This is a genomic window from Clostridium sp. CTA-7 (assembly GCF_054768095.1).
The window spans coordinates 71,576-85,814 of record NZ_BAAAAV010000007.1; the positions used below are offsets into that span (position 1 = coordinate 71,576).

The window sequence follows — 14,239 nt, forward strand, 5'->3', positions numbered from 1 at the left end:
TTATTATATATTTTTAGCTTGTTTTAATATCTTTATCTTTTGTATCTAAATTTACTAATAATATGCTAATAAATGTTGTAAGTAAACATAGAGGAATAATAAATATTCCTAGAGATATTCCTATAACATCTGATAAGATTCCTGTTGTTAAATTTATTAAAGTATTTACTATTCCTGCAAAACTTATTATAGAGCCAACTATATATGATGAATTAACTTTAAATATTTTTCCTATAATAATAACTGTGGTTGGAAAAATTATAGAAAAAAAGAATCCTGAAATCGGTATTAAATATAATCCATTTTCTTTTAAAATTAATCCTGTAAAAAATAAGAGTCCACCTATAAAGGAAAAAATAATAACACCTTTAATTATTCCTATTTTTTCTATAATAAATCCGCCTATTAACCTTCCAATTGTAAGTAAAAGGAAAAATAAAGATATTATAGAGGATATATGGTTATCATTTAAGCTTAAGTTTGAGTTCTTAAAATAAATAGGTAACCATCTTCCAGTAGCTTGTTCTGCAAATATATAAGAACCTATGCCTATTATAAATAGCCAACAAATTTTATTTGATAATACTTGCTTTAATGATATTTTCTCTTCTATATCACTTTCCTTATTAATAGGAAACTTTGTAATAATAACTATAAATGCAATTAATAAAGTAATCATTGCTGATATTACATATATTTTTCTCCATGTTATATTATTAGATAATAGTATCCCTGAAATCTTTTGTGTAACTGATAACCCAGCACCATAAGCAAAGTGTGTTAAATTCATTATAATAGCCTGACCAGTTATCCATATTAAAGGAATTATCGTGTTAATACTTATTGCCATCATTCCTAAGAAGAATTGAATAAGTACAAATCCTAAAATAAACATATTAAAATTTACAGATGTTGCCAAAATTATATTTCCTAATATTGCACCAAATAATCCTGCAATTAATAATATTTTTTGACCAATTTTATTGCATAGAATTCCACCAATATAGTTTGATATTAGATAAGCTATTGAGCCTAATGTAAACATTAAAGAATATCTTGTATCGTTTAATAGAAATTCTGACTTTATAGTATTTCCAAATATATTTATAAAACCTTCTGCAGTAGCCATTATCACCATCACTATTAAAACTATAATAGTTGGTATATATTTATTTTTAAAATTCAAGTTTCTCTCTCCTTTTTTCCTTTGTTAAAAGGATTCAATGCTATATTAAGAACTTTTGCTATTTCTAATTACAAACCTTCTTATTCTTTTAACTGCTTCTACTAAATCTTCCATGGAAGAGGCATAACAAGCTCTTATAAAGCCATCTCCACATTCTCCAAAAGCATTTCCTGGCACTGCTAATACTTTTTCTTCCATTAAAAGTTTTTCACAAAATTCATCAGAACTCATTCCAGTTGATTTTATGCAAGGAAAGACATATAAAGCTCCCATTGGCTCAAAACATTCTAATCCCATTTCTCTAAAGCCTTCAACAAGAACGCGGCGTCTTCTATTATATTCTCTTGCCATTTCTCGTACACTATCATCACCATTTTTTAGTGCTTCAATAGCAGCATACTGGGCTGTTGTAGGTGAACACATTATTGCATACTGGTGTATCTTTTTTAACGCATCAATTAATATTGGATGTCCACATACATAACCTAGTCTCCATCCAGTCATAGCATATGCCTTTGAGAAGCCATTTATAACTAAAGTCTTATCTTTTACCTCACTAAAGCTAGCTATGGAATAATGATCTTTATCATAAGATAGTTCCGCATATATCTCATCAGAAAGTATTATTATATCTTTATCCTTTAATACATCAACAATTTCCTTTAATTCATCCTTTGTCATTATAGCTCCAGTTGGATTATTAGGAAATGGAATTATTACAACTTTTGTTTTAGGAGTTATAGCTTCTTCTAAAAGTTTAGCTGTAAGTTTAAATTCATCCTCTGCACGTAAATTGATTATTTTAGGTGTAGCTCCACAGAATGTAGCACATCCTTTATAAGCTACAAAGCTAGGTTCTGGTATTATAACTTCATCTCCTGGACCTACTAGAGCTCTTAAGGCCAAATCTATCCCTTCACTACCACCAACAGTTACTAATATTTCATTATTAGGATTATAGCTTAAATTAAATCTTCTATTTAAATATTTGGATATCTCTTCTCTAAGTTCTATAAACCCTGCATTGGAAGAGTAATGAGTCTGACCTTTTTCTAGAGAATAAATTCCAGCCTCTATAACATTCCATGGAGTTATAAAATCTGGTTCACCTACACCCAAAGAAATAACATCTTCCATTTCATTAATTAAATCAAAATACTTTCTTATGCCTGACGGGGGCATATTTCTTACATTATCTAATATCATATTTTCTAAAATCATATAAATATAGCCTCCCTATCTTCTGTTTTTCTTTCTTTAAATATAGTTCCATGATCTTTGTATTTTTTTAATACAAAATGAGTTGCAGTACCTGTTACATACTCTTGTACGGCTAACTTTTCTGACACAAATAAAGCTACTTCTTTCATTGTTTTGCCTTCAACTATTACTGTTAAATCAAAGCCTCCTGAAGACATTAAGTAGCAAGCTTTAACTTGGTGAAATCTATATATCCTCTCTGCAACTTTATCAAATCCAACTCCTCTTTGAGGTGTAATTTTAACTTCTATTAATGCAGTTACTGTTTCTTTACCTGTATTCTCCCAATTTATAAGTGTTGTATATCCAGCAATTATACTCTTTTCTTCATAATCTCTTATTGCATCTCTAACCTCTTCAACAGTTTTTCCAGTCATTAATGCAATATCTTCATCCTTATACCTGCTATTTTTCTCTAAAACTTCTAAAATTTCTTCCATGTTAAAAACCTCCATATAAAAAAAATAAATCCTCCATCCCAAACAAGGGACGAAGGATATTGTTTCGCGGTACCACCCTAATAAGTAAATAAAATTTACTCACTCAGCTTGAATATTATTTTAATATTCAATTCTCTATAACGGGAGAAAATACGTCAATATCTAATTAAGAATTTAAGTTCTTATTTTTCAATACGAGATTCAAAGGCTGCTTCATTTAACATACCATACTAAACTCTCACCTAACTTTAGTTCTCTTTAATGTTTAGTTAAATTACTCTTCCTTATCATTATCTTTTTAAATATTCTATTTTTTTTATTATTATAATAATAAAACAGAAAAATTTCAATAGATTTTAACTAAAAAGATAAACTATTATTACTAATCATCTAATTCTTAAATTATTATTTTCTTTGTTTTCTGAAAATATTAGTGAAAACAATATGCTACATAATAGAATTACTAATATTATTAGTATTGATAGTGACACTGATATCTGTATATTGAAAAATAGTAATAATAATTTTAATCCAGTAAACATTAATATTGAAGCTACTCCATATTTCATAAATTTAAACATACTATTTAATCTATTAAGCACATAATACATGCTTCTTAAGCAGATTATAGCAAAAATATTAGATGTGTATACTATAAATGGGTTTTGAGTTATAGAAAAAATTGCAGGTATTGAATCTAAAGCAAAAATAACATCTGAACTCTCTATTATTATCAAAATAATAAAGAGTGGTGTAGCATAAAGTTTTCTGTTTTTTCTTATAAAAAAATTATTACCTTCTAATTTGTCATGAATAGGCATTACTTTTTTTAATATCTTTATTAATGGATTTTTATTAAAGTCTATCTTATTATCATTGCTAAATATCATTTTAAGACCACTAAGCATTAAAAGGACACCAAATATATATACAATAAAATGAACTTTATTTATTATACGTATACCTAATAGTATAAAAACAAGTCTTAATATCATGGCTCCTATTATTCCATATTTCAAAACCCTTTCTTGATATTGTAATGGTATTGCAAAGGTTGAAAATACCATTAAAAATAAAAATAAGTTATCTAAGCTAAGAGACATCTCTATTATGTACCCACCTAAAAATTCTACTGCTGGCGCTACTCCCATTGAAAAATATATAAATATATTAAATAATATAGCTAAACCTATCCAAAATATTAAACTAAAAAAAGACTTCTTTACCCTCATATAACTTCTACCTTCTAAAACATTATTCTTGGTATTATATGAAAACTTTTTTGATTTTATATCATAGTATAAAAAAAGAACCTATATAAATAGACTTTTTATACAAGTCTAATATATAGGTTCTTTTACCATAAATAAACTTTAAAAGTTTTATTGAACTTCTCCTATAAGTGAAAATGGTTGTGCTCTAGTAATTTTAACATTTACTATATCTCCAGCTTTTATATTTTCGCCAGCGAAATTAACTAATTTACCATTTCTTGTTCTTCCAGTAAATTTAGTTTCATCATTTTTACTTAAACCTTCAACTAATACTTCTACTACTTTTCCTTCATATGCTTTGTTGCTTTGTATAACACCATTATTTACAGCCTTTATAAGTCTATCAAATCTATGGTGCTTATCTGCATCTGGAACTTGATTTAACATCATATCAGCAGGTGTATTATTTCTTCTTGAATAAATAAATGTAAATGCAGAGTCATATCCAACTCTTTCAACTAAATCTAAAGTTTCTAGGAAATCCTCTTCAGTTTCTCCAGGGAATCCAACTATTATATCTGTTGTTAATGATACACCTGGGATTTCTTTCTTTATCATATCAACTAATTCTAAATAATACTCTTTAGTGTAGTGTCTATTCATTTTCTTTAGGATTTTATCAGATCCACTTTGTACTGGTAGGTGAATTTGCTCACATAACTTATCACATTCTTTTATAGCTAAAATAACATCTTTATTTAAATCCTTTGGATGAGATGTCATAAATCTTACTCTTTCTAATCCTTCTATTTCATTTATCTTTCTTAAAAGTTTTGCAAAGTCAATATCTTCTTCTAAGCCTTTTCCATAAGAGTTAACATTTTGACCTAAAAGTGTTATTTCCTTATAACCCTTTGAAACTAAATCTTCAATTTCTTTTACTATATCTTCTGATTTTCTACTTCTTTCTCTTCCTCTTACATATGGTACTATACAATAAGTACAGAAATTGTTACAACCATACATTATAGTAACAAATGCTTTAACATCACTTTCTCTGTCTATTGGAACACCTTCTATAATATCTGTTTCTTTATTAAATATTTCTTTAACTTGAACACCCTCTGTTCTAACTCTATTTAAATATTCAGGGAACTTATATGCATTATGTGTTCCAAATATAATATTAACATGTCTGAATTTTTTTAGTATTTTATCTGCCATTCCCTCTTGTTGCATCATACATCCACATACTGCAATTATTAAATTAGGATTTTTTTTCTTTAGATGTGTTAGCTCACCTAAATTTCCAAATACCTTATTTTCAGCATTTTCTCTTACACAGCAAGTGTTATATATAATTATACCAGCCTCTTCTAATACATCAGTTTTAGTATAACCAACACTTTTAAGCATACCAGATAACTTTTCTGAATCCTCTTCATTCATTTGACATCCCCATGTCTCTATGTAATATTTTAAACCTTTAATTTCTTCATTATAATTAATTGCCATGCTAATCCTCCATCTCATCTTTTCTTATGAATCCTAATGTATTATAACAAAATTATGAGAGAAAATAAATAGTTCTTGTTTTTTAGTTCAGGGGTTTGTAAGTTTATCTAATTTCTTTGGAATTAATATTGGTTTTTATATGAAAATACTGATGTAATAGAATAGATAAAATCTATAAGGATAAAAACTGTGTAAATATATAAATAAATGTATATATTTATAGTAAATTTTTTGATAAAAATAGAGCAAAGACTTATCTTTGCTCTGAATAAAAAATAAAATTACGTTCGTATATTATTATTATAATCTTCTTGCTGTTGAATAATGATCTTTCCAATATCCAGATGATATGTTTTTATATTCAACACCATTATCTCCACAATGAATCATTGTCCCATTTACAACATAAATTCCTACATGAGTTGGATTAGATCCATCATAAGTATTATCAAAAAATACTAAATCTCCTTCTTGAAGGTTTCCATATGATATTTCAGTTCCATAACCTACTTGAGCTGTAGTTACTCTAGGTAAATAAACTCCTACCTGATTAAATACATATTGTGTAAATCCAGAACAATCAAATGCATCAGGGCCTGTCCCTCCCCACTGATAAGACTTTCCAATATGTTTAGAAGCTTCATTTACTACACCATTCACCGTAGCTGCTTGTACATTAATTGTTAGTATAGTACTAATCATTAAAATTGTGCCTAACATTACAATTATAGCTCTATTGATTTTTTTTAGCCCTATTTTCATATAGATACATCCCCTCTTAATGTATTCATTTACATAATATCACAATATAAATATTATGTCTATTAATGTAAAAATGTAATGTTTTCCAATGCATCTATAAAATCCTATAAGAATCATGACCACTCGTAAAACGTTATATGTAAATTATACCATTTATTTGGCTGTTGTTAAAAAACTTCGCTGAATGGAATTTTCACGAAGAAATAAAAAATAAAAGTTTTAAGCTATTTGTAAGATATTAAGATTTGAAAAAACTATAGTTTTCAGTTTTCTATAAATAAACTTATAGAAAAAAGCTATTATTTCGCATTTATAACGCGAAGTTTATAATTTAGTAATTACGATCTTCTGTACAGTAGGTGCATTTGTATAAAATTCTTATGTATTCATGATTTAGTTTAATTTCATTTTACAATTAGCCTATATTAAAACTCTTAAAACTTTAAATTATACCATATATTTACTATAATCAATTTTCTAAAGAATATTTTATAGAAACAAAAGCCAATGCTCTTAAAAACATTGGCTTTAATTACAATATATGTTCTAATCTATAAATATAATTTAATTAGCTACGAATATTATTCTTCTACAACGGGAATTAAGAATGAAGTGACATACAAATTACTGTCTGAACGTAAGGCATGCATTACTCCTGCTCTAACTATAAAGGCTTTTCCAACAGTCAACTCTACTTCGCTATCTTCAAGCACTCCGAAGCCTTCACCTTTAATGCAGTAGAAAATTTCGTCGTGCTTTGGATGCTTGTGTAAAGGAACCTTCTTATCTGAAGGAATGTGATATACATTATTTACAATGGATGATTTAATATTTTCTAAATTCATTTTTTTCCTCCTGATTTTTCAATTTATATATTAAAAATAATATTTTTACTTATTTATAACAAGCATTAGAATTACCAGTATAAGTAAGTAGAATGTAATAAAAAAAGCTGCTAATTTAAATATAAATGTAATCTTTGATCTAAATGCTATGTTCTTTCATTTCTATTATCCTTCACATTATTGTCATTCAATTTACTATGTAAATTTATATTTTCTGTTATTTCATCTATTATTTCCTTTAATAGAGCTTTTCTTTCTTCTGAAATTCCTCTCAGTACAATATTCATTATTTCTTGTTCAGTAGGAATTATATTTTCGTTGAGTTTCTTACCTTCATCTGTTAGATAAGTTAAAAAGGATCTTCTGTCTTCTTTATTTTGCTTTCGCATTACTAAACCTTTTCGTTCTAATTGGTCTAATAATCTCGTTACATTAGTTTGATCTTTAGCCATTCGTATTGCTAAGTCCTTTTGTGTTATGCCTTCTTCTTCTCCCAATCTCCTGATGATTCCAGCCTGCTCAGGCGTAACATTATATTGTTTAAAAAAGTTTACAGTAAACTGACTAAATCTTCTTGTAACATTATTAAAAATAAAACCAATATAATTATCAAGTTCCAATTCTATTCCTCCATCTAATTACTTGCTATAGCAATTATATATAATGCAAGTTTTTTTGTCAATTCCATTATGGATACGGCAACGTTCTTATATTATGAAAGATATATACTATTAATACTAAATTACACCGCATATTTATTATCATTTTAAGTTGATTTACTAAATTGACCTTTATTGAAAAACAAAAGCCAATGCTACTAAAAGCATTGGCTTCAACTTAAAATACCATTTAACAGCATTTATATTTCCTTGATGAATGAATGAATTTTAGGTATCTACAATCTACTTTATTCTCTTTCCCAAACTACAACTTTATATTTTTCCTTAAAGCCAATCCATTTATATAAGTTTATAGCGTTTATATTATTACAATCTACTCTTATTGATAAATTTTTTATTCCTGCTTTTTTTGCATAAAGTATAATATCATGTAGTAATAGTTTGCCTAATCCTATACCCCTAAATTCATCTATTATTCCAAAGTTAACTATAGTGAACATTTCTCTATTAAATATTATTTGCCCATATCCTATATATGAATTGTTAATCATACCTAATATACATAAATCCTTCAAAAAGTAATCTTGTGTCATATCTGTATATATATCCTCAACAGTTAATGGTCTTCTATTCCACTCACCAAATATTTCATTCTGAATATTACATCTTAACTGTTCATCTTTACCTATTGCTAACTTTCTTGTTGAAAAAGATATATTATTATCAAAAGTTTTCTTTGAGTTTAAAATATTTATCATATTATCATAGATGTCATATATTTTTTCATTATTACTATAGTCTTCAATATTCATTTCCATGAGGATAGTATATTTTATTTTCCTAAAACCAAGTTTATCTAATATTAATGAATTTTCTATATTATCTATTGCTTCGTAAGATAAAATATTATTATCAAAAGATGATAATATTCTTTTATTAATTAATTTTGTATAATCTGCATCGATGTATAATGCCCATACTCTAGTAAATCTATCTAATGGAGCTTCATACCATATATAGCCAATAGGTCTATCATTTAATTTAATTATTCTCATAAATTTTCTAAACAAAAATTTCATTAAAAAATTTTGATTATCATAACATTTAAAAAAATCTTTATCATAACTAATTTGTTGCAAGTTTTTATTATACAACAATTTAAAAGATTCCATATTATTTAATGTCAATTTCTCTAACATTATTGCAAACCCCTTCTATTCTCTATATAACTAGTATACTTCTTACATAATATTATGGTCAAGATAATAAATATTAAAAAAGGTAAAAAAGACACACATATAAATTATATGTGTGTCTTAAAATATATATTACTTTATTCAGCATCCTTTATGCTAAGAGCAATCTTTTTATTTTCTGTGTCTACTGAAAGTATTATTGCCTTAACTTCATCACCTATTTTTAAAACATCTCCAGGATTATTTATTCTGTCGTGAGTTATTTTTGAAATATGAACTAACCCATCTACTCCTGGTTCTAACTCTACAAAAGCTCCAAAATTACTAATTCTTACTACTTTTCCTAAAACTGCAGATCCTTCTGGATATTTTTCCTCTATATTGCTCCATGGCTCTGGAGTTAAAGCTTTTATGCTAAGAGAAAGTCTATTATTTTCTCTATCAGCTTCTATTATTTTAACATCAATGATTTGTCCCTTTTTAAGAACACTTTCTGCAGATTTTACATGGCTCCATGATATTTGTGATAAGTGAATTAATCCATCTACACCATTTATATCAGCAAAAGCTCCAAAGTTTGTAAATCTTTTAATTTCAGCTTTAACAACATCTCCAACACTTATATTTTCCCATGCAGCATCTTCTTTGATCTTATTTGCTTCTTCTAATATGATTCTTCTTGATGCAACTATTTTTGAAGGGTTTTCTAGTGAAAAATCAATTAGTCTTACTTCTAAATCTTCACCTATTAAGTTGCTCCTATCATTTGAAAATCTTATATCTACTTGAGATGCAGGTATAAAGATTCTTACTCCTTTATAATATCCAATTATTCCTTTTTCTTTCGCATCTTTAATTTTAACTGAGAAAGTTTCTTTGTCATTAAATAGTTTTTCAAGCTCAGTGAATGTTTCTTTCTTTTCATATTCTAATCTTGAAAGAACTACATTTCCATCTTCATTTTTAAGCTTTATAACTTTTGCTGCTATTTCATCTCCTACTTTTATTGAATCAAGAGATGAAGTTAAATTTTCTTCTGAAGTTAATTCTTTAAATGGAATAACCCCATCTGATTTATATCCAACTAGAGAAATAGTTAATTCTTCTCTTCCTATGGATAATACTTCTCCCTTTATTTCATCCCCAATTCTAAATCTTCTGTCCATTTCTTCCATTAGCTTTAATTGATCTTCCATATTAATTTTTCCCTCCATAATATCAATTACTTCTCTTATTATCCAGTCAGGTGTAGATGCTCCAGCAGTTACACCAACAACTTTACCCTTATTTTCCTCTATGAACTCTTTTGTAAGTTCTTTAGCATTTTCAACATGGATTGTATTTGGGCAATTAGCTTTTGATATTTGATAAAGTTTAGTTGTATTAGAACTATTTCTTCCTCCAATTACAATCATAACCTCTACAGTTCTAGATAATTCGTTAGCACTTTTTTGTCTTACTTCAGTCGCTGAACAAATAGTGTTAAATGCTAATAATTCTTTTGAGTTTGAAGATAAATTACTTAAAGTTTTCTTCCAAGTTTCTTCTTTTTCTGTAGTTTGAGATACAACACATATCTTTTTAGGCAGATTTTCTTCAAAAGTACCATCTTTAGTTATTATAGCACTATCCTTACACCATCCATTTATACCAACTACTTCAGGATGCTTGTCATCACCTAATATAACAATATTATATCCTAAATCTGAATATTTATTAACCTTCTTATGAATGTTAGTAACATAAGGACAAGTAGCATTTACTACTATAAAACCTTTTTCTTCAAGAATACTAATAACTTCCTTTGATACTCCATGAGATCTAATTACAATTACATCTCCTTTTTCTAATGTATCAATTTCATTATAATCAATAGCATATATATCATTTTTTTCTAAATATTTAACCACATCATTATTATGTATTAATGGTCCTAATGTATAAATTTTTTTATCATATTGTTTCTTTACTTTTAGTGCTTCTTCTACAGCTCTTTGAACACCAAAGCAGAAGCCTGCACTTTCAGCTAATAACACTTTACTCATATCAATTCTCCTAAGTATAAAATTACATATTATATTTTAAGTATATTATATTTTTAATTCTTTAGACTATATTATCTAAATTAAATATTTTTTTTAATATTTGAACATATTTTTTCTGTTACTTCAGAAATTGATAAACCTGTTGTATCAATTTCTATAGCATCTTCTGCTCTTTTTAGAGGATCTATTTCTCTATTACTATCTATATAATCTCTTTTTATTATATCTTCTAATATATTAGAGAAATTAACACTTACTCCTCTTTCACTTAACTCTTTATATCTTCTTTCAGCTCTAGCTTCTGGAGTTGCAGTTAAGAAAAACTTAAATTTAGAATCTTTTAGAACTACAGTACCGATATCTCTTCCATCCATTATAACATCGAACTTGTTTGACATATCTCTTTGTAACTTAACTAACTTACTTCTTACCTCTTGAATCGATGCATATTTAGATACTATAGCACTTATTTCTGGCATTGTTATTTGTTCTTGAACATTAACTCCATTAAGTATTAAGTCATCATTCTCAAACTTCATTTCAAGAGTATCTATTAAATTACATAACTCTTCAATATTTGTATCCTCTATATTCTTTTCTTTTGCAACTAAAGCTACTGCTCTATACATTGCTCCTGTATTTATATACATTAAGTTAAATTCATTGGCAACTAACTTTGCAATTGTACTTTTACCAGCACCTGCTGGTCCATCTATAGCAACTGATATCCTCAAAATTATATTCCACCTTTCCTATTTGAAAAACATTTTCATATACATATAAATTATATTATTATTATTTATATTTAACAAGTATACTTATATATTACTTCCAGCTAAAAAACCTGTAGATAATGCAATTTGAACATTATATCCACCAGTAAAAGCATCAACATCTATAACCTCTCCAGCGAATGATAAGTTACTTATTATCTTAGATTTCATCGTTGAAGGGTCGATCTCTAAAGTATCCACTCCTCCTGCTGTTACTATAGCTTCTTCTATAGGTCTTAGTCCCTTTATTTTCATTTTAATTCCTTTAATTAAGTTCACTAGATTTTTTCTTTCTTCTTTTGTAATCTCATTTACCTTTTTATTCTCTGATATATTTGATAGAGCTATTATAATTGGTATAATCTTTTTAGGAAGTAGTTCATCTAATGAATTTTTAAAATCTTTATTAATATATTTTTTAAAATCTTTTTGAATTCTTTTATCAAGCTCTTCATCGGATAAAGCAGGTTTTAAATCTAACATAATATGATAATTATCAGAATTAATAACATATCTTGATCCCTTAAGTATAAGAGGTCCAGATACACCATAGCTTGTAAATAGCATTTCTCCTTGATCCTTATATAATGATTTTTTTGAACTTTCCTTAAATAGAGAAATTCCTATATTTTTTAGTGTCAATCCTGCTAAATCTTTAATCCAATTATCTTGTAGCTCTATAGGAACTAAAGATGGCTTTAATTCTACTATATTATGTCCTAATTTTTTAGAAAACTTTAATCCCTCCCCAGTAGAACCAGTTAAAGGATAAGAAACCCCACCTGTTGCAATAATAAAATAGTCACCTGTTATATTATGAATATTATTTATTTCTACAGATTCTATTTTATTATCTTTAAATTTTATATCTGTAACTTTACTATTAAATTTTACTTCTACATTATTCTTAATTAATTCATTTGATAAACCTTTGATGATATCAGAAGATTTATCAGATAAGGGAAATACACGCCCCCCACGCTCTGCCTTTAGCTTTATTCCCTGAGATTCAAAAAAATTCATTGTATCTTCATTAGTATATGTATATAATGCACTATATAAAAAATGAGGATTTCCTGGTATATAATCAAAAAACTCTGATATATCCTTTATATTTGTAACATTACATCTTCCTTTACCTGTAATGAATAATTTTTTTCCTATCTTTTCATTTCCTTCTAACAGTACAACATTATTATTACTTTTAGATGCTGTTATAGCTGCCATCATTCCTGCTGGTCCTGCTCCTATAACTATTACTTTCTTCATTTTAATCCTCCTAATGCATTGGTTTATCTTAATAAATATATCATCTTAACTTCTTTAATTCAACATACTAGATAATTAAAAAGTGCTAAGAAATGTTTAATAAACATAACTTAACACTTTTAATATTAATCTTCCCCTACATTTCTATTATTATAAGAATATACTTTATAATCCTTCCATATTTGTTCTAACTTACTAAATACATCTGTTATATTTTGTTTTTCTCTCATACCAACAGCAATTATTAATGCATTAATAACAGATAGTGGAGCTACAAGTGAGTCAACAAAAGATGCCATGTTGCTTTGAGCTATTAATGAATAGTCTGCTCTTGCAGCTAAAGGTGATAAAAGACTATCTGTAATTGCAACTACATCTGCACCTCTATCTTGTGCAAATTCAAGTGCATCTATTGTTCTAGATGCATATCTTGGGAATCCTATTCCTACTACTAAATCTCCTTCACCTACATTTATCATTTGCTCAAATATATCAGAAATTCCATATCCTACAGTTTTAACATTTTGTAAAATAATATTTAGGTAAAATCCTAAAAATTCAGCTAATGCAGTTGAACTTCTAAGACCTATTATATATATTCTTTTAGCTTCAAATATTTTATTTACAACATCTTCAAATGTATTATAGTTTATTTTTTCAAGTGTTGCTCTTATATTTTCCATATCAGCTTTTAATACACCTTTAAGAGCATATCCTTCACTTATATAATCATTTGACAATTCTAACCTTTGAACTGTTGTAAGCTTATTTTTTATCAACTCTTGCAATGCTTTTTGAAGTTTAGGATAGCCAGAAAAACCTAATTCGTTAGCAAATCTAACTACTGTTGACTCTGAAACACCTACAGAGACTCCTAATTTAGCTGCAGTCATAAAGGCAGCTTTATCATAATTTTTTAAAATGTATTCTGCAATTAACTTTTGTCCTTTACTTAATCTTGGGAACCTTGATTGTATTAATCGCATTAAATCCTTTGAGTTATCATTAAGATTATTATCCATCCGTATCCCTTCTTTTCATTAAACTTAACAACCTAATAATTATATATTATCACTTTTTGAATAATTCATCAATATTCATTTCATTTTAGTAT

13 protein-coding genes and 1 other annotated feature are annotated in these 14,239 nt (G+C 27.1%); all 13 genes read right to left on the reverse strand.

The window, feature by feature from the left end:
- Positions 1 to 13 precede the first annotated feature (13 nt).
- A complete protein-coding gene (locus tag ACYUEX_RS13555; protein WP_460288659.1) occupies positions 14 to 1,186 on the reverse strand; it encodes an MFS transporter in 1,173 nt (390 codons plus the stop codon).
- A gap of 45 nt (positions 1,187 to 1,231) precedes the next feature.
- Positions 1,232 to 2,407, reverse strand: a complete 1,176-nt coding sequence (locus ACYUEX_RS13560; protein WP_460288660.1) for an aminotransferase class I/II-fold pyridoxal phosphate-dependent enzyme — start codon at positions 2,405 to 2,407, stop codon at positions 1,232 to 1,234.
- A complete protein-coding gene (locus ACYUEX_RS13565; RefSeq protein ID WP_460288661.1) occupies positions 2,404 to 2,886 on the reverse strand; it encodes an Lrp/AsnC family transcriptional regulator in 483 nt (160 codons plus the stop codon). The genes ACYUEX_RS13560 and ACYUEX_RS13565 overlap by 4 nt, the downstream gene beginning before the upstream one ends.
- A gap of 42 nt (positions 2,887 to 2,928) precedes the next feature.
- Positions 2,929 to 3,186 (reverse strand) — a binding site (T-box leader).
- 86 nt (positions 3,187 to 3,272) lie between these two features.
- A complete protein-coding gene (locus tag ACYUEX_RS13570) occupies positions 3,273 to 4,118 on the reverse strand; it encodes a TerC/Alx family metal homeostasis membrane protein (RefSeq protein ID WP_460288662.1) in 846 nt (281 codons plus the stop codon).
- A 150-nt stretch (positions 4,119 to 4,268) separates the two neighbouring features.
- A complete protein-coding gene (miaB, locus tag ACYUEX_RS13575; protein WP_460288663.1) occupies positions 4,269 to 5,615 on the reverse strand; it encodes a tRNA (N6-isopentenyl adenosine(37)-C2)-methylthiotransferase MiaB in 1,347 nt (448 codons plus the stop codon).
- 300 nt (positions 5,616 to 5,915) lie between these two features.
- Positions 5,916 to 6,377, reverse strand: coding sequence for a C40 family peptidase (locus tag ACYUEX_RS13580; RefSeq protein ID WP_460288664.1), 462 nt, complete (start codon positions 6,375 to 6,377; stop codon positions 5,916 to 5,918).
- A gap of 581 nt (positions 6,378 to 6,958) precedes the next feature.
- On the reverse strand, positions 6,959 to 7,222 hold the full coding sequence (locus ACYUEX_RS13585) for a cupin domain-containing protein (protein WP_460288665.1): 264 nt from the start codon (positions 7,220 to 7,222) through the stop codon (positions 6,959 to 6,961).
- Between the two features lie 146 nt (positions 7,223 to 7,368).
- Complete coding sequence (locus ACYUEX_RS13590; protein WP_460288666.1) at positions 7,369 to 7,842, reverse strand: MarR family winged helix-turn-helix transcriptional regulator; 474 nt, start codon at positions 7,840 to 7,842, stop codon at positions 7,369 to 7,371.
- Between the two features lie 287 nt (positions 7,843 to 8,129).
- The gene (locus tag ACYUEX_RS13595) at positions 8,130 to 9,041 is read right to left on the reverse strand and encodes a GNAT family N-acetyltransferase (RefSeq protein WP_460288667.1); all 912 of its coding nucleotides are present in this window, start codon (positions 9,039 to 9,041) and stop codon (positions 8,130 to 8,132) included.
- A gap of 134 nt (positions 9,042 to 9,175) precedes the next feature.
- Positions 9,176 to 11,083, reverse strand: coding sequence for a bifunctional 4-hydroxy-3-methylbut-2-enyl diphosphate reductase/30S ribosomal protein S1 (locus ACYUEX_RS13600; protein ID WP_460288668.1), 1,908 nt, complete (start codon positions 11,081 to 11,083; stop codon positions 9,176 to 9,178).
- Between the two features lie 80 nt (positions 11,084 to 11,163).
- Positions 11,164 to 11,817, reverse strand: coding sequence for a (d)CMP kinase (gene cmk / locus ACYUEX_RS13605; protein ID WP_460288669.1), 654 nt, complete (start codon positions 11,815 to 11,817; stop codon positions 11,164 to 11,166).
- 84 nt (positions 11,818 to 11,901) lie between these two features.
- The gene (locus tag ACYUEX_RS13610) at positions 11,902 to 13,125 is read right to left on the reverse strand and encodes a BaiN/RdsA family NAD(P)/FAD-dependent oxidoreductase (RefSeq protein WP_460288670.1); all 1,224 of its coding nucleotides are present in this window, start codon (positions 13,123 to 13,125) and stop codon (positions 11,902 to 11,904) included.
- Between the two features lie 125 nt (positions 13,126 to 13,250).
- A complete protein-coding gene (locus ACYUEX_RS13615) occupies positions 13,251 to 14,147 on the reverse strand; it encodes a MurR/RpiR family transcriptional regulator (protein ID WP_411167626.1) in 897 nt (298 codons plus the stop codon).
- Between the last annotated feature and the right edge of the window lie 92 nt (positions 14,148 to 14,239).

Bases quoted from the DNA above. Each gene is read 5' to 3' on its own strand.
- ACYUEX_RS13610 (WP_460288670.1), bottom strand. From the start codon at position 13,125: ATGAAGAAAGTAATAGTTATAGGAGCAGGACCAGCAGGAATGATGGCA.
- ACYUEX_RS13600 (WP_460288668.1), bottom strand. From the start codon at position 11,083: ATGAGTAAAGTGTTATTAGCTGAAAGTGCAGGCTTCTGCTTTGGTGTT.
- ACYUEX_RS13595 (WP_460288667.1), bottom strand. From the start codon at position 9,041: ATGTTAGAGAAATTGACATTAAATAATATGGAATCTTTTAAATTGTTG.
- ACYUEX_RS13615 (WP_411167626.1), bottom strand. From the start codon at position 14,147: ATGGATAATAATCTTAATGATAACTCAAAGGATTTAATGCGATTAATA.
- miaB (WP_460288663.1), bottom strand. From the start codon at position 5,615: ATGGCAATTAATTATAATGAAGAAATTAAAGGTTTAAAATATTACATA.
- ACYUEX_RS13560 (WP_460288660.1), bottom strand. From the start codon at position 2,407: ATGATTTTAGAAAATATGATATTAGATAATGTAAGAAATATGCCCCCG.
- ACYUEX_RS13580 (WP_460288664.1), bottom strand. From the start codon at position 6,377: ATGAAAATAGGGCTAAAAAAAATCAATAGAGCTATAATTGTAATGTTA.
- ACYUEX_RS13570 (WP_460288662.1), bottom strand. From the start codon at position 4,118: ATGAGGGTAAAGAAGTCTTTTTTTAGTTTAATATTTTGGATAGGTTTA.
- ACYUEX_RS13565 (WP_460288661.1), bottom strand. From the start codon at position 2,886: ATGGAAGAAATTTTAGAAGTTTTAGAGAAAAATAGCAGGTATAAGGAT.
- ACYUEX_RS13585 (WP_460288665.1), bottom strand. From the start codon at position 7,222: ATGAATTTAGAAAATATTAAATCATCCATTGTAAATAATGTATATCAC.